The organism is Cupriavidus sp. 01L43, assembly GCF_056399925.1.
Genome location: NZ_JBFTSH010000013.1, coordinates 92437 through 108913 on the forward strand (window position 1 = coordinate 92437; position 16477 = coordinate 108913).

The following is a 16477-nucleotide window of genomic DNA, read 5'->3' on the forward strand; positions in this document are numbered from 1 at the left end:
AGTTTGGGGGGACGTCCTTGAGGTTAGCCGCGCAGCACCTGGTGGAGCCGTATCAGGACACTTGGGGGCGACTTGGGGACGAACAACCCGGAATTATAGGGGATGCGGGGGGTGTCTCGCTTTGGCCCGACTGGCCCCGCTACCGTTCCGACGCGGCGCCGGCCGCAGCCTGACGCCGGGGCATCGCATCGGCCGCGCCAATCACGCGCAGCCATGGATGCCGGTTCAATGTCGGTGGTGGTGGTGTTCCGGGTGGGAGATCGGCGCGGGCGGCAGGCCCAGCAGGCTGTCCACCCCGTAGAGCGTGGCCAGCGAGGCCAGCTGTGGCGGCACGCCATGCAGCGCCAGCGTCTGACCCTGTGCGGCGGCGGCGCGTTGCCACGCCAGCAGCACGGCCACGGCAGCCGAATCGACCTGCGCCAGTGCGCTGCAATCGATGGCCACGTCGCCCTGGGACACGCGCGACAGCCCCTCACGCAGCACGGCGGCGGCGTTGCGGTTGGTCAGCGAAGTGCCGAGCGCAGGCATCAGATCGATCGAAGAAGGGAAAACAGAGGTTTGGAGACCCGGCGCCCACGCATATTTCTACGAGAAACAGGTCGGCGCCGAGCGGCCATTGTAGACCGGAATGGCTGCGGCGTGCTGCGCCGCAACCAGATTCCGCATCAGCTCTTGGCGTTGGCCAGCTGGCGATTGCGGTCCTGCAGGGTCTTGATGACACCGTCCACGCCCTGCTGCGTCACGATCGTGTTGAAGCTGCCCTTGTAGGCTTCGGTCAGCCACGCGCCGAGCACATTGATGTCGTAAACCTTCCAGCCCTGCGGCGTCTTCTCAAGGCGGTAATCCATCTGGATCGGCTCACCCTTGTTGATGACCTGCGTGCGGATCGTGGCGTCGGTGTCCTCGGCCGTGCCGCGGTACGGGCGGAACTGCACCTGCTGGTCGCGGATCTGGGCGATGGCGCCGGCATACGTACGGATCAGCAGCGTCTTGAACTCATCGGTAATGATCTTCTGCTGTTCCGGCGTGGCCTTCGACCAGTTGCGGCCCATGGCGATCTGCGTGGTTTTGCCGAAGTTGGCGTTCGGCAGGATCTTCTGCTCGACCAGCGCCGTGATCTTGCCGAGGTTGCCGGCCTGCATGTCCTTGTCTGACCGCACGGTGGCCATGACCTCGTTCACCACGGTCTTGACCAGCGCGTCCGGCGAGGACGTGTCCGTGGCCTGCTGGGCCTGTGCGGTGCCGGTGAAAGCCAGCACGGTGAAGACAGAAACAAAGGGGACCAACAGTCGCTTCAGCATCGTAAATATCCTTATCTATCAAGGGCTTCGCGTCGGCCAACGCACAACGTCAGGTGCCCAGGTAACCAGCGCGGCAGGCGTGGGGCTGCCAGACCGCGCATTCATTGAAACATAGGCGCTCTGGAAACGCTTAGCATCCGAGCGTCTATTGCGCCGCTTTAAAACACTTTGTTGCAGGGCTCACAGCGCTGGCACAGTCGCCGCGAACCCTTGCCAGCACTGGGCTGGCTAATCAATTACCGGCCGAAGCGCAATGCACCGCCTGGGCCGATCAGGTTCGGGGCCGGCAGCGGCATCGACTGGGCCGGCTGGGTGCCCTGGTCGGCCGGGGCTTCGCTCGCGGGCTTGTCCTGGGCCGGCGCCGCGTCGGACGGGGCGGTCGGGCTCGCCGGGCTGGCCGGTGAAGCGCCCTCCTGGTCCGGGTCATCCTGGGACGGCGGGTTGCCGTCGTAGATCAGGTACTGGCGGCGCTGCATATAGGAATCGCGCAGGAAGGCATAGCGGTCCAGCGCGGCCGCCTCGATCAGGTTCGAGGCGCCCATCAACTGCGAGCGGCCATCGACAATACGCACGCCGGCGGCCGTATTGCGCGCCCACACCGGATAGATATAGGCGGACGGGTCCATCAGGCGGTCCACCAGCATGCCGCCGGTGTCGCGCACGGTGCTCGGGCCGAACAGCGGCAGCACCAGGTACGGGCCAGACGGCACGCCCCACACGCCGAGCGTCTGGCCGAAGTCTTCCTTGTACTTGGGCAGCCCGGCCGGCGTGGCGATGTCGATCAACCCGCCAATGCCGAGCACGCTGTTGATGGCCACCCGCATGGTGTCTTCCGCCGCGCGCGATGGCTTGCCCTGCAGCAGGTTGTTCGCCGCCGAGTAGACATCGGACATATTCGAGAAGAAGTTGCCGACGGCGGTTCGGACCGGCGACGGCACGTAGTCCGCGTAGACCGTGGCAACCGGCTTCAGCGCGTATTTGTCGACTTGTTCGTTGACCGTCTGCACGCCCCGGTTCAGGGGTTCGAGCGGGTCCTTCGGATTGGCGTCGGGGCCAGTGGCGCAGCCCGCCAGCAGCAGGGCGGCAAGGGCGGCGGCACACAGTTGTCCCGGCGCCCGCGGGCGCCGATGCCTGGCACGGCGGCTCATTTCGCGCCCTCCGTGCCCGGTGCGGCCGGCAGCGCGGCGGCGCCGGAAGACGGCGCGGCAGGCGCGGCCGTGGAGCCGGAACCCCCGCCGGAGCCGGCGTCGGCAGCCTTGTTGTACAGGAACTGACCGATCAGGTTTTCGAGCACAACAGCCGACTGGGTCATCGTGATCTTGCTGCCCTGGGCCAGCATGGCGGTGTCGCCGCCGGCCTCGAGGCCGATGTACTGCTCGCCCAGCAGGCCGGACGTCAGGATCTTGGCCGAGGTGTCCTTCGGAAACTGGTACGACTTGTCCAGGTTCAGCTCGACGGTAGCCAGGTAGGACTTGTCATCGAAACGGATGGACGCCACGCGCCCCACCACCACGCCGGCGCTCTTGACCGGCGCGCGCGCCTTCAGCCCGCCGATGTTGTCGAACTGCGCCTGGACCGAGTAGGTCTCCTGGAACGAGAAGCTGCTCATGTTGCCGGCCTTGAGCGCCAGGAACAGCAGCGCGACAAACCCCACCACCACGAACAGCCCCACCCAGTAGTCGAGTGATTTTTTCTTCATGCGAGTCTCTTGTCGAATGCGTTTCGTTTGCCGCCGCGTCAGCTGAACATCAGCGCGGTCAGCAGGAAATCCAGGCCCAGCACGGCCAGCGAGGCCATCACCACGGTACGCGTGGTGGCGCGCGAGACGCCTTCCGGCGTCGGGCTGGCCTCGAAGCCCTGGTACAAGGCGATAAACGTCACCGCGATGCCAAAAATGAAGCTCTTGATCACGCCATTCAGCACGTCGGCGCGCACATCCACGCCGCCCTGCATCTGCGACCAGAACGCGCCGGCGTCCACCCCGATCAGCTGCACACCGACCAGATAGCCGCCCAGGATGCCCACGGCGCTGAAGATGGCCGCCAGGACTGGCATGGCAATCACGCCGGCCCAGAAGCGCGGCGCAATCACGCGCTGCAACGGGTTCACGGCCATCATTTCCATGGCGGTGAGCTGCTCGCCCGCCTTCATCAGGCCGATTTCGGCCGTCAGCGACGTCCCCGCACGCCCCGCGAACAACAGCGCCGAGACCACCGGCCCCAGCTCACGCACCAGCGACAGCGCCACCAGCAGCCCGAGCGCCTGCTCGGAGCCATAGCGGTTCAGCGTGTAATAGCCCTGCAGGCCCAGCACGAAGCCGACGAACAGCCCGGACACGGCGATGATCACCAGCGACAAATTGCCGACGAAGAACACCTGGTCGCTGACCAGCCGGGGCCGGCGCAGCAGCGCCGGGGACAGCGACAGCAGCGCGAAGAATATGCGCGTGGCGTGGCCGACGCCGCCTACGAAATTGCGCACGGCGGCGCCGATGCTGATGAAGAAGGCGGTCAACGGCTACCTCCGGCGGCGAAGTCTTCGGCCAGCGAGGGGCCCGGGTAGTGGAACGGCACCGGGCCATCGGCCTCGGCATGGACGAACTGGCGCACGAACGGATCGGTCGAGGCACGCAGCGCGGCCGGCTCGCCCTCGGCCGCGATCCGGCCATTGGCGATGAAATAGACGTAGTCGGCGATCTGGAACGTCTCCTGCACATCATGGGAGACGATGATCGTGGTGGCGCCCAGCGCGTCGTTGAGGCTGCGGATCAGGTTGGCGGTGAGGCCGAGCGAGATCGGGTCGAGGCCGGCGAACGGCTCGTCATACATCAGCAGCGCCGGGTCCAGCGCGATGGCCCGCGCCAGCGCCACCCGCCGCGCCATGCCGCCGGAGATCTGCGCGGGCATCAGGTCCCGCGCGCCGCGCAGCCCCACCGCGTTGAGCTTCATCAGCACGAGGTCGCGGATCATCGAATCGGGCAGGTCCGTGTGCTCACGCAACGGAAACGCCACATTATCGAAGACCGACAGGTCGGTGAACAGCGCGCCAAACTGGAACAGCATGCCCATCTGGCGCCGCACGGCGTAGAGGCCGGACTGGTCCATGGCGTCGATGTCGGCGCCGTTGAAGGTCACCCGCCCGCTGGACGGGCGCACCATGCCACCGATCAGCCGCATGACCGTGGTCTTGCCGCAGCCCGAGCCGCCCATTACGGCCACTACCTTGCCGCGCGGGAAGCGCATCGACAGGCCGGCAAGCACCGGTTTGTCGCCCGCCGCATAGGCGAAATCGACATCGGCGAGTTCGACGATGTCCGGGCTGATCAGGGACTGGGCAGGGAGGTTCGGTACGGTAGCGGTCACGTTGGCACCGGATTGGGCAGGGCGCCATTATAAGGGCTACCACCTAGACGCGCGGGTTGCTGTGTGGCGACCACTACATTCCAGTCCGGACAACAGTGTTCCCGAAATGGAACAAATCGCCGGATAGTGGCCGGTCAGGGCTCCCCGCCCTGCGTCGACTGGCGCACCAGCATCTGCCACTGGAGGGTGTCGGCGCGGATGGCCGTGGCGAACGCCTCCGGCGAATCGCGCACCGCCGTGAGCCCGGACGCCATTAGCCGCGCGCGCACTTCGCGCTCGTTGGTGACGTTGTCCAGCTCCGTGGCCAGGCGGGCGACGATGGCGCGCGGCGTCTTGGCCGGCGCCATCACGCCATACCAGGCGGTGGCGCCATAGCCATCCACACCCGCTTCCTGCAGCGTGGGCACCTGTGGCGCCAGCGGCGAGCGCTGGCCGCCGGTCACGCCGAGCAGGCGCAGCGCGCCGCTGCGCACGTGGTTCTGCACGGCTGTATACGAACAGAAGCAGGCACTGATCCGGCCGGCGAGCATTTCGAGGACCACGGCAGCCTCGCCCTTGGCCGTCACCAGCGGCACGCCGCTCGGGATGCCGCGCACGGCGTATTCGGCATAGAACTGGGACGGGCTGCCGGGCTGGCCGTAGCCATAGCTGTAGGAGCCCGGGCTCGACCGCACCGCCGTGACCCATTGCTGCGGCGTCTGCATCGGCAGGCGCCCATCGATCACGAGGAACAGCGGCATCGTGGCCACGCGCGCCACGGGCGTAAAGTCGCGCACTACGTCGTAGGGCACCGGCTCCAGGCCGGGCTGGATCAGCATGTTGGCCTGATGGAACAGCAATGTATGGCCATCGGAACTGGACTTGGCGACGACATCGCCGGCCATCGTGCCCGCCGCGCCGGGGCGATTGTCCACCTCGACCGGCACGCCCAGGCGCACCGCGAGACGCTCGGCCAGCAACCGCGCCGTGGCATCGGCCACGCCGCCGGCCGGGAACGGCACGATCATGCGGATGGGCCGCGCCGGGAACGACACGGAACGGTTCAGCAACTCGGGGCGGCTGCCATTGGGAATGCTGGCGAATTGTGCGGTGGCCAGTCCGGCGGGAGGCTGCGCGAGTGCCACTGCCGCACCGAGGAAGGCGGGCAGCATCAGGACGGCCCGCCAGGAACGGCGCGGAGCCGCCGGGGAGGCAGCGAGTGTTGGCAACTTCGTTTTACCTCGCCAAAGTCGCGACATTGTGCGCACTTCTGGCATCAATTTCCTCCGGACCACGGCACAAGGCCATGGCACCAAATCGGCTGAAAGGGATTGCGAGGCAGTCTCTTGTTATGGTTTTCTGGGCATTCTACGAACAATGCCGATGACGGCACAGACCACGTAAACCATAGCCGGGTGGACCCCAATGGGTGATCGCAGGGCGCAATGGATGGGTCTTTTATAATCGCCCGATGTCTGAAATTGTCCTGCGGCGGATGCTGGCCGCCGACCTGCCCGCCGTGCTCGCCGTCCAGGCGCAGTGCTATGCCGCCACGCTGATCGAATCCACCGACGCCCTCGCCAGCCGCATCGCGCTGTCGCCCGAAACCTGCTGGGTGGCCGCCCTGCCCGAAGGCCGGCTGGCCGCCTACCTGTTCACCCACGCCTGGCCGGAGGCCACACTGCCCCCGCTCGACGGCGTGCTGGCGCGCGACTGGCCACCCGCCGCGCTCCTCACGTGGTTCATCCACGACATGGCCGTGGCCCCCGCCGGCCAAGGCACCGGCCTGGCCGCCCGCCTCTACGCCGCCGCCGAACAACCGGCCCGCGCGCTGGGCCTGACGTCGTCACGCCTCATCGCTGTACAGTCCGCCGCCGCCTGGTGGCGCAGGATCGGGTACGCCCCGCTGACCGCACACGACGCCGCCCCGCACGCCCAAAAACTGGCCGCTTACGGCGCAGATGCAATCCTCATGGAGCGTAGGTTTGGCGGCTGACGGGAGGCTGACAGGGTGGGCGGTGGCAAGCGCGTCGCGCGTGTTTGACGTGCAGCAAGCCCGACCGGGAACTCGATGAAGTCCGATTTCTTCACCGGCGGTGTGGCGATACGGTTTCCAGCTCAACAGAGTTGGAGATCTACGTATGGGCAACACTTATCGCGATGGCATCCACGAAAACCTTTCGCCCGGAGAATTGTTCCTGCTGGTCACCATCGACGAAACCTGCAAGCAGCTTGGGATTGAAGATTTCGCTACTGTTGGAGCGATTCTGGCGGGCCAGAACTGGGTGCCCACGCGAGGTAAATTTCACGGGGCCACGCCGCGAACCTCCGTGGCTTCAAAACTCGCGCGAACCTACCTGAATTACGATCTGAAGCGAAAGATCTTGCCGACTGTCACGAATGCGAGCGTCAGACAACTCAAAGTGTTCATGACGCGAAACCTTGGCACTTTCGTCGGCCGCTCCGTTCCGGTTCTCGGCTGGGCACTCTTCGCTCGAGACGTAGCCATCATCACTGCTAACTCAGTGGGCCAGTACAACCGTTTGGTCAAAAGCGAAGACAGGGCCTTCTAATGACAGACGCCACGCTTGCGGCAGTTACTGCCTTTATCCGGCAAAGCACCGGCCTTCCGGAAGGCCAGCGCATTTCCCGCACCGACAGCCTTGAGCGCGATCTGGACCTGACCGGCGACGAAGCCTTTGATTTCATGGAGGAATTTCTCACGCACTTCGGCATCGAGCGTGGCGACTATGCGTTCCAGCGTTACTTCTGCGAAGAGGGCTTCAGCCTGCTCGAGATCCTCGCCATGCCGTTCTCACGGAAGCTTCGTCTGAAGTACGAAAAGATGCCGCTGACCGTCGGCATGCTGGAACGGGCGATCGAGTCGGGCGCCTGGGAAACGCCATGAGATCCGCGATCCGCTGGCTTGCCCAAGCTTCTTGCATCTGGGGAGTGCTTCTCCTGGCGGCTCTAGCGGGCAACTCGTATAGCTGGATGTACGAGATGGCCCCCTCGATTCCGCGTGGCGCAATCGAGGACGCCTCAGGCAACGAGGCGGTCCTGGCAACCATGGTCTTCCTGGCGATAGCGGCATGGCATGCCGGGCGAGACGCGCATCGGCGAGATGGATGGCGGTGCTGACGATCGCCGCCGCCGCTGTACCGTGGACCATGACGCTCTAGTCCACCCCGTTCACAAAACAAAAAGCCCGCCCGAGAAACCCCGGGCGGGCTCTTTACCTAGAACGCCTGCAATCAGCGCGGCAGTACCGTGTGGCCCATCAGGAAGGCGTCGACGGAGCGGGCGGCCTGGCGGCCTTCGCGGATGGCCCAGACCACGAGGGACTGGCCGCGGCGGACGTCGCCGGCGGCGAAGACCTTCGGCACGTTGGTGTAGTACGCGCGGTCGCCTTCGGTGGAGGCCTTGGCGTTCTTGCGAGCGTCCGTGTCCACGCCGAAGGCTTCCAGCATCGAGCCCACCGGGTTGGTGAAGCCCATGGCCAGCAGCACCAGGTCTGCCGGCAGCACGAACTCGCTGTCCGGCACTTCCTGCATGCGGCCGTCCTTCCACTCCACGCGGCAGGCCTTCAGGGCCTTGATCTTGCCGTTCTCGCCGATGAATTCCTTGGTGGCCACGGACCAGTCGCGCGAGCAGCCTTCGTCGTGGGAGGACGAGGTGCGCAGCTTGATCGGCCAGTACGGCCACACCAGCGGCTTGTTTTCCTCGTCCGGCGGCTGCGGCAGCAGTTCGAACTGGGTCACCGACACTGCGCCATGGCGATTCGACGTGCCGACGCAGTCGGAACCCGTATCGCCACCGCCGATCACGATCACGTGCTTGCCGTCCGCGCGGATGTCGTTCAGGGCGTCGCCGGCCACTTCCTTGTTCTGCGGGATCAGGAATTCCAGCGCGTAGTGCACGCCGGCCAGCTCACGGCCCGGCACCGGCAGGTCGCGCGGCACTTCCGAGCCGCCGGCCAGCACCACGGCGTCGAACTGCTCCATCAGCGACTGTGCCGAGATGGTCTCGCGGGCGTAGTTCACGATGCCGGCGGGCAGTTCGCCTTCGGTCACCATCACGCCAGCCCGGAACGTGACGCCTTCGGCCTGCATCTGCTCGATGCGGCGGTCGATCAGCGTCTTCTCCATCTTGAAGTCGGGGATGCCGTAGCGCAGCAGGCCGCCGATGCGGTCGTTCTTCTCGAACACCGTCACGTCATGGCCGGCGCGCGCCAGTTGCTGCGCGGCAGCCATGCCAGCCGGGCCCGAGCCAACCACGGCCACGGTCTTGCCGGTCTTGTGCGCGGGCACCTGCGGCGCCACCCAGCCCTCTTCCCAAGCCTTGTCGATAATAGCGTGCTCGATCGACTTGATGCCCACCGGCAGCTCGTTGATGCCGAGCGTGCAGGCTGCCTCGCACGGTGCCGGGCAGATCCGGCCCGTGAACTCGGGGAAGTTGTTGGTCTGGTGCAGGACCTCGATGGCCATCTTCCAGTCCTGGCGGTACACCAGGTCGTTGAAGTCCGGAATGATGTTGTTGACCGGGCAGCCGTTGTTGCAGAACGGGATGCCGCAGTCCATGCAGCGTGCACCCTGGATCTTCGCCTCGCTGTCGGACAGCGCGAAGACGAACTCCTTGTAGTGCTTCACACGCTTGACTACCGGCTCATAGCCTTCGTTCTGGCGGGGAAATTCGAGAAAGCCAGTCGCCTTACCCATGTTGCGTCCTTGGTCTAGCTGGCGCGAGGCGGCGGGGCCGGCCTCGCGTGGGGTCAGTATCTTGTTGGCGCCGCGGGCATGCCGCGCGGCGCCGTCTCGTGGGGATGGCCGATGCGCGCCGTCAGGCGGCAATCGCCTCGCGGTCGTTGTCGCGGGCGGCCTGCTCCTTGGCGTACATCTCGCCCAGGGCGCGCTTGTACTCGGTCGGGAAGACCTTGACGAACTTGCGGCGCGCCGTGGTCCAGTCCGCCAGCAGCGCCTTGGCGCGCTCCGAACCGGTGTAGCGGAAATGCTGCTCGATCAGGTTGCGCAGGATCACCTCGTCCAGCTCGCGCTTGCCGCCCTGCTTGTGCCACTGCGACTTGGGCTGGCCCTTCTCCTGGTCGGCCGAGGCGAGCACCGCCTCCAGCGCCACCATCGACGTGTTGCAGCGCTTGTCGAACAGGCCATCCTCGTCATAGACGTACGCCACGCCGCCGGACATGCCCGCCGCGAAGTTGCGGCCCGTGCCGCCCAGCACGACCACCGTGCCGCCGGTCATGTACTCGCAACCGTGGTCGCCCGTGCCCTCGATCACCGCCACTGCGCCCGAGTTGCGCACCGCGAAGCGTTCGCCGGCCACGCCGTTGAAGAATGCCTCGCCGGCGATGGCGCCGTACAGCACCGTGTTGCCGACGATGATGTTGCGCGTCGGGTCGCCGCGGAACTCGTGCGGCGTGCGCACGATCACGCGGCCGCCGGAGAGGCCCTTGCCGACGTAGTCGTTGCCGTCGCCCACCAGATCCAGCGTGATGCCGTGCGCCAGGAACGCGCCGAACGACTGGCCGGCCGTGCCCTGCAGCTGGATGTGGATGGTGTCGTCGGGCAGGCCCTCGTGGCCATACTGCTTGGCGATCACGCCGGACAGCATCGCGCCCACCGTGCGGTTCACGTTCTTCACCGGCTGGATGAACGACACGCGCTCACCCTTGTCGATGGCCTGACGCGCCTTGGCGATCAGCACATGGTCCAGCGCCTTGCCGGCTTCCACCGACAGACCGTGGTCCTGCACGTCCGTATGGAAGCGCGGCACGTCGGCGGCGAACGCCGGTTGGTAGAAGATGCGGCCGAAGTCCAGGCCACGCGCCTTCCAGTGCTCGATGCCGTTGCGCATGTCGAGCAGGTCGGCGCGGCCGATCAGCTCATCGAACGTGCGGATGCCCAGCTGGGCCATGATCTCGCGCGCTTCCTCGGCAACGAAGAAGAAGAAGTTCACCACGTGCTCGGGCTTGCCCTGGAACTTCTTGCGCAGCGCCGGATCCTGCGTGGCCACGCCCACCGGGCAGGTGTTCAGGTGGCACTTGCGCATCATGATGCAGCCCTCGGCCACCAGCGGTGCCGTGGCGAAGCCGAACTCGTCAGCGCCCAGCAGCGCGCCGATCACCACGTCGCGGCCGGTCTTCATCTGGCCGTCAGCCTGCACGCGGATGCGGTTGCGCAGGCCGTTGAGCATCAGCGTCTGCTGCGTCTCGGCCAGGCCCAGCTCCCACGGCGTGCCGGCGTGCTTGATCGACGACCACGGCGAAGCGCCGGTGCCGCCGTCATGGCCGGCGATCACCACGTGGTCGGCCTTGGCCTTCGCCACGCCGGCCGCCACGGTGCCCACGCCCACTTCGGACACCAGCTTGACCGAGATGTCCGACACCGGGTTCACGTTCTTCAGGTCGTGGATCAGCTGTGCCAGATCCTCGATCGAGTAGATGTCATGGTGCGGCGGCGGCGAGATCAGGCCCACGCCCGGCACCGAGTAACGCAGCTTGCCGATGTAGTCCGACACCTTGTGGCCGGGCAGCTGGCCGCCCTCGCCAGGCTTGGCGCCCTGGGCCATCTTGATCTGGATCTGGTCGGCCGACGCCAGGTACTCGGCGGTCACGCCAAAGCGGCCCGATGCCACCTGCTTGATCTTGCTGCGCAGCGAGTCGCCTGCCTGCAGCGGCAGGTCACGCTCGATCACATGGTCGCCCAGCAGGCCCTTGAGGGTATCGCCCTGCTTGATCGGGATGCCGCGCAGTTCGTTCCGGTAGCGCTTCTCGTCCTCGCCGCCTTCGCCGGTGTTCGACTTGCCGCCGATGCGGTTCATCGCCACGGCCAGCGTGGTGTGGGCTTCGGTCGAGATCGAGCCGAGCGACATGGCACCCGTGGCGAAACGCTTCACGATGTCCTTGGCCGACTCCACTTCCTCGAGCGGAATGGCGCGCGACGGATCGACCTTGAACTCGAACAGGCCACGCAGCGTCATGTGACGGCGGCTCTGGTCATTGATGATGTTCGCGTATTCCTTGTACGTCTGGTAGGCACCCTTGCCGTCATCGGCGCGCACCGAGTGCTGGAGCTTGGCCACCGAATCCGGCGTCCACATATGCTCCTCGCCCCGCACGCGGTAGGCGTACTCACCGCCGGCTTCGAGCATGGACTCGAGCACGGGGTTGTTGCCAAACGCGTCGCGGTGCAGACGGATGGCTTCCTCGGCAACCTCGAAGATGCCGATGCCTTCCACATTGGACGGCGTGCCGTGGAAATACTTCTGCACCAGTTCGCGCGACAGGCCGATGGCCTCGAAGATCTGCGCGCCGGTGTAGGACATGTACGTGGAGATGCCCATCTTGGACATCACCTTGAACAGGCCCTTGCCGATCGCCTTGACGAAGTTCTTGACCGCCTTCTCGGGCGACAGGTCGCCAGACAGGCCGGTGGCCATGTCGGCCAGCGTTTCCATGGCCAGGTACGGGTGGACGGCTTCGGCGCCGTAGCCAGCCAGCAGCGCGAAGTGGTGCACTTCACGCGCGGAGCCGGTTTCCACCACCAGGCCGGCGGACGTGCGCAGGCCCTTCTCCACCAGGTGATGGTGGATGGCCGACGTCGCCAGCAGTGCCGGAATCGCCACATGATCGGCATCGACGCGGCGGTCGGACACGATCAGGATGTTGTAGCCCGAGCGCACGGCATCCACGGCCTCGGCGCACAGCGACGCCAGGCGCGCCTCGATGCCTTCCTTGCCCCATGCCGTCGGATAGCAGATGTTCAGCTCGTATGCGCGGAACTTGCCACCGGTGTAGTGCTCGATGTTGCGGATCTTGGCGATGTCCTTGAAGTCCAGCACGGGCTGGGACACTTCGAGGCGCATCGGCGGGTTGATGTTGTTCAGTTCGAGCAGGTTCGGCTTCGGGCCGATGAACGACACCAGCGACATGACCATGTTCTCGCGGATCGGGTCGATCGGCGGGTTGGTCACCTGGGCGAACAGCTGCTTGAAGTAGTGGTACAGCGTCTTGTTCTTGGACGACAGCACGGCCAGCGGCGAGTCATTGCCCATCGAGCCGGTGGCTTCCTCGCCGGCCAGCGCCATCGGCGCCATCAGGAACTTGACGTCCTCCTGCGTGTAGCCGAAGGCCTGCTGGCGGTCCAGCAGCGGCGCCACGGGCTTCTTCTCGGCGGCCACATCCTCGGGCTTGGCCTCGAGTTCGTCCATCTTGATGCGCACGGCATCGATCCAGCTCTTGTACGGCTTGGCGTTGGCCAGGTTGTCCTTGAGCTCCTTGTCGTCGATGATGCGGCCCTGTTCCATGTCGATCAGGAACATCTTGCCGGGCTGCAGGCGCCACTTCTGCACCACGCGCGACTCGGGGAACGGCAGCACGCCGGCTTCGGAGGCCAGCACGACCACGTCGTCTTCCGTCACATAGAAACGGGCCGGACGCAGGCCGTTACGGTCCAGCGTGGCGCCGATCTGGCGGCCATCGGTGAAGCAGATGGCGGCGGGGCCGTCCCACGGCTCCATCATGGCGGCGTGGTACTCGTAGAACGCGCGGCGGTTGTCGTCCATCAGCGTGTGCTGTTCCCAGGCTTCCGGGATCATCATCATCATCGCGTGGACGAGCGGGTAGCCGGCCATCGTCAGCAGTTCGAGGCAGTTGTCGAACGATGCCGTATCGGACTGGCCCGGGTAGATCAGCGGCCACAGCTTGGGCAGGTCGTCGCCGAGCACCGGCGACGAGATGGCGCCCGTGCGCGCGTTGACCCAGTTGACGTTGCCCTTGACCGTGTTGATTTCGCCGTTGTGGGCGACCATGCGGTACGGGTGGGCAAGCTCCCAGGCCGGGAAGGTGTTGGTGGAGAAGCGCTGGTGCACCAGGGCCAGGGCCGAGACGGCGCGCGGGTCCTGCAGGTCGAGGTAGTACTCGCCCACCTGGGTGGCCAGCAGCAGGCCCTTGTACACCACGGTACGGGCCGACATCGACGGCACGAAGTATTCCTTGCCGTGCTTGAGCTTGAGCGCCTGGATGGCGTGGCTGGCGGTCTTGCGGATGACGTAGAGCTTACGTTCCAGCGCGTCCGTGGTCATGATGTCGCGGCCACGGCCAATGAAGATCTGGCGGATCACCGGCTCGGTGGTGCGCACCGTGGGGGACATCGGCATGTTGCAGTCCACCGGCACGTCACGCCAGCCCAGCACGACCTGGCCTTCCAGGCGCACCGTGCGCTCGAGCTCCTGCTCGCAGGCCAGGCGCGAGGCGTGTTCCTTCGGCAGGAAGATCATGCCCACGCCGTACTCGCCGTTCGGCGGCAGGGTCACGCCCTGCTTGGCCATTTCCTCGCGGTAGAACTGGTCCGGGATCTGGATCAGGATGCCGGCGCCGTCGCCCATCAGCTTGTCGGCACCCACGGCGCCGCGATGGTCGAGGTTCTCGAGGATCTTCAGGCCCTGCGAGATGATCTCGTGCGACTTGCGGCCCTTGATGTGCGCAACCATGCCGACGCCGCAGGCGTCATGCTCGTTGGCCGGGTCATAGAGGCCCTGCGCTTGCGGGCGGGCGGCGGTATCGATGGGATCGGCGGGGTGTTGCGAGTGGTCCACGGGCTGAATTCCGGTGAAGGCAGCGCGCGCGGCAAGGCAGACCGAACGGGGGTGGCTGGATGCAGGCGCCTCTTTGACGGGCGGATGGCAGGCAGCGGGACCGCAGCGGCGTACACGAGCGTGACGCGCCGCACAATGACTGTGGGTGGAGCAACTATATGAGAATCGGGAATGTATCGCAAAAATTTTAAATGGGGTCAGAACACATTAAAAATCGCCCCGGTTCAGGGCGCATTTTTAATGGGGACACATTAACTTTTGCGCACTTAATCTTCAGGCTGGTGCATTGGTGGCCGGAGCCTCGTCGAGATCTTCCTCGCTGGCGCGGCGCGGCCGGCCCTTCGGCAACGGCTGCACGCGCCGCGTGGCATGACGCTCCAGCTGCGCCAGGAAGGCTTCGTTGCCGAGCGGCCACCCGCTATGGGCATGTTTGCGCAGTGTGGCGAGCGTCTTGCCGGACAGCCCTTCGGCAGTGAGCGCGCGATAGTTCGACTGGCGCTCGAAAGGCGTGTTGCCAAGCTCCCAGTAGGCAGAGTGATCGCTCACAAGTGGGCTGGACTCGATGCCCGCGTGATGGCGGTAGCTGCTCCAGCGATCGGCTTCGGCCGTCATCACCTCGCCGGCACGCAGCGCGTTGCCTTCGGCATAGAGCATGGCCGGCAGCAGCCAGGCATTGGGTTCGATCACGGCCGAGCGGAAGCGCCCTTCCCAGAGCGTGCCGGTGCGATTGGCCACCCGGTTGAAGTGCCGCGCGTAGCGGCGGCCGACGGCCTGCATCGCCAGGCTCAGGGAATCGGGCCCCTTGGGCGTGGCCACCAGATGGATATGGTTTGGGCGCAGCGCGTAGGCATGGACGGCCAGTTCATGCTCGCGCGCGGCCATGCGCAGGCAATCGAGGTAATGGAGGTAGTCGTCCGGGCCCAGGAACACGGGCTGACGATTGTTGCCGCGTTGCAACACGAGCGCCGGCAAGCCGGCTGGGGAGAATCGGGGAAGGCGCGCCATCGGGGGATTCGAGGAACGTGAATCAGCAATCCCCGCATGATAGCCTGATCCGTCCCCATTTAATTCGGGACGTGGCGGGATCAGTCGCTCTCGCTGACGGCGAAGATCCGGCGGTGCTCGCGAATCGCGTAGCGATCCGTCATCCCGGCGATGTAATGGGCAATCAGGCGCGGCTGGTCGCCGCCATGGCTGGCCTGGTACTGCGGCGGCAACAGGCGGGAGTCCTGCATGAAGGCGCCGAAGAGGTCCGAAATGATCCGCTGGGCCTTGGCGGACATCCGCATCACCAGATAGTGCCTATATAGATGACGGAACAGGAAGCGCTTGAGCGCCGCGGCCTCCTCGTGGACCTTGGGGCTGAAGGCGACCAGCGGCCCGGCGGCGCGCACCGCATCGATATTCTTGGGGTTGGCTGCGGCGATATTGCGCCCGGTGGTCTCGATCAGGTCGACGATCAGCGTGTTGATCATGCGGCGAACCGTCTCATTGATGGCGCGCCGGCCATTGATGCCCGGGAATGCGGCCGTGACCTCGGCCCGGTGGCGGCCCCACATCGGCACTTCGTCGAGCTGTTCCAGCGTCAGCAGCCCCGAGCGCAGGCCATCGTCGATATCGTGGTTGTTGTACGCGATCTCATCGGCCAGATTGGCCAGCTGGGCCTCCAGCGACGGCTGCGCGCCCTCCAAGAAGCGCCGCCCCAGCTCCCCGAGCGCCGCCGCGTTGACCCGCGAGCAATGCTTGAGAATGCCCTCACGCGTCTCGAACGTCAGGTTCAGGCCGTTGAAGCCGCCGTAGCGCTCCTCCAGCTCGTCCACCACCAGCAGGCTCTGCAGGTTGTGCTCGAAACCGCCGTGGTTCTTCATGCAGAGGTTCAGCGCGTCCTGCCCGGCATGGCCGAACGGGGTGTGGCCAAGGTCGTGCGCCAGTGAGATCGCCTCGACCAGATCCTCGTTGACGCGCAGGTTGCGGGCGATGGACCGCGCGATCTGCGCCACCTCCAGGCTGTGCGTGAGCCGGGTGCGGAACAGGTCGCCCTCATGGTTCACAAACACCTGGGTCTTGTACTCCAGGCGCCGGAACGCGGTGCTGTGGATCACGCGGTCGCGGTCACGCTGGAATTCGCTGCGCGACGACGACGCCGATTCGGCATGCACCCGCCCCCGCGACTGCGACGAGTGGGCGGCGTACGGGGCGAGGTGGGATTCGAGGTCGGTCATG

Annotated in this window: 14 protein-coding genes; 3 read left to right on the plus strand and 11 right to left on the minus strand. The window is 66.0% G+C overall.

Going from position 1 to position 16477, the window contains the following annotated elements; genetic code table 11:
• Window positions 1-225: 225 nt before the first annotated feature.
• The 7 genes from AC1DP9_RS20230 to AC1DP9_RS20260 all read right to left on the minus strand — a co-directional run bounded on the left by AC1DP9_RS20230 (window position 226) and on the right by AC1DP9_RS20260 (window position 5919).
• Window positions 226-528 carry an STAS domain-containing protein gene (locus tag AC1DP9_RS20230; RefSeq protein ID WP_441593416.1) on the minus strand — a complete coding sequence of 101 codons (303 nt, stop codon included), beginning with the start codon at window positions 526-528 and terminating at the stop codon, window positions 226-228.
• 137 nt (window positions 529-665) lie between these two features.
• On the minus strand, window positions 666-1301 hold the full coding sequence (locus tag AC1DP9_RS20235) for an MlaC/ttg2D family ABC transporter substrate-binding protein (RefSeq protein ID WP_092299312.1): 636 nt from the start codon (window positions 1299-1301) through the stop codon (window positions 666-668).
• Between the two features lie 236 nt (window positions 1302-1537).
• Window positions 1538-2449: an MlaA family lipoprotein gene (locus AC1DP9_RS20240; RefSeq protein WP_477108315.1), complete on the minus strand. Its 912-nt coding sequence runs from the start codon at window positions 2447-2449 to the stop codon at window positions 1538-1540.
• Complete coding sequence (gene mlaD, locus AC1DP9_RS20245; protein ID WP_092299318.1) at window positions 2446-3000, minus strand: outer membrane lipid asymmetry maintenance protein MlaD; 555 nt, start codon at window positions 2998-3000, stop codon at window positions 2446-2448. The genes AC1DP9_RS20240 and mlaD overlap by 4 nt, the downstream gene beginning before the upstream one ends.
• Before the next feature lie 38 nt (window positions 3001-3038).
• Window positions 3039-3815 (minus strand): lipid asymmetry maintenance ABC transporter permease subunit MlaE, encoded by a 777-nt coding sequence (gene mlaE, locus AC1DP9_RS20250; RefSeq protein ID WP_092299321.1) that lies wholly within the window; start codon window positions 3813-3815, stop codon window positions 3039-3041.
• Window positions 3812-4663, minus strand: coding sequence for an ABC transporter ATP-binding protein (locus AC1DP9_RS20255; RefSeq protein ID WP_255370940.1), 852 nt, complete (start codon window positions 4661-4663; stop codon window positions 3812-3814). The genes mlaE and AC1DP9_RS20255 overlap by 4 nt, the downstream gene beginning before the upstream one ends.
• A gap of 134 nt (window positions 4664-4797) precedes the next feature.
• Window positions 4798-5919 carry a tripartite tricarboxylate transporter substrate binding protein gene (locus AC1DP9_RS20260; RefSeq protein ID WP_477108316.1) on the minus strand — a complete coding sequence of 374 codons (1122 nt, stop codon included), beginning with the start codon at window positions 5917-5919 and terminating at the stop codon, window positions 4798-4800.
• Between the two features lie 194 nt (window positions 5920-6113).
• On the opposite strand from AC1DP9_RS20260, the gene AC1DP9_RS20265 reads away from it, so the two are divergent.
• From AC1DP9_RS20265 to AC1DP9_RS20275, 3 genes are all read left to right on the plus strand, one after another.
• Window positions 6114-6638, plus strand: coding sequence for a GNAT family N-acetyltransferase (locus AC1DP9_RS20265; RefSeq protein ID WP_477108317.1), 525 nt, complete (start codon window positions 6114-6116; stop codon window positions 6636-6638).
• 145 nt (window positions 6639-6783) lie between these two features.
• A complete protein-coding gene (locus AC1DP9_RS20270) occupies window positions 6784-7215 on the plus strand; it encodes an STM2901 family protein (protein WP_477108318.1) in 432 nt (143 codons plus the stop codon).
• Window positions 7215-7550, plus strand: coding sequence for a DUF1493 family protein (locus AC1DP9_RS20275; RefSeq protein ID WP_144200380.1), 336 nt, complete (start codon window positions 7215-7217; stop codon window positions 7548-7550). The genes AC1DP9_RS20270 and AC1DP9_RS20275 overlap by 1 nt, the downstream gene beginning before the upstream one ends.
• Before the next feature lie 346 nt (window positions 7551-7896).
• Here AC1DP9_RS20275 and AC1DP9_RS20280 read toward each other — a convergent pair whose 3' ends face one another.
• The 4 genes from AC1DP9_RS20280 to AC1DP9_RS20295 form a co-directional block, all read right to left on the minus strand.
• On the minus strand, window positions 7897-9360 hold the full coding sequence (locus tag AC1DP9_RS20280) for a glutamate synthase subunit beta (RefSeq protein WP_477108319.1): 1464 nt from the start codon (window positions 9358-9360) through the stop codon (window positions 7897-7899).
• A 121-nt stretch (window positions 9361-9481) separates the two neighbouring features.
• The gene (locus AC1DP9_RS20285; protein ID WP_477108348.1) at window positions 9482-14149 is read right to left on the minus strand and encodes a glutamate synthase-related protein; all 4668 of its coding nucleotides are present in this window, start codon (window positions 14147-14149) and stop codon (window positions 9482-9484) included.
• Between the two features lie 378 nt (window positions 14150-14527).
• Window positions 14528-15259 (minus strand): transposase, encoded by a 732-nt coding sequence (locus tag AC1DP9_RS20290; protein WP_477108320.1) that lies wholly within the window; start codon window positions 15257-15259, stop codon window positions 14528-14530.
• Window positions 15260-15339: 80 nt separating this feature from the next.
• Entirely contained in the window at window positions 15340-16476 is a 1137-nt protein-coding gene (locus tag AC1DP9_RS20295; RefSeq protein WP_477105957.1) for a deoxyguanosinetriphosphate triphosphohydrolase, read from the minus strand.
• Window position 16477 lies beyond the last annotated feature (1 nt).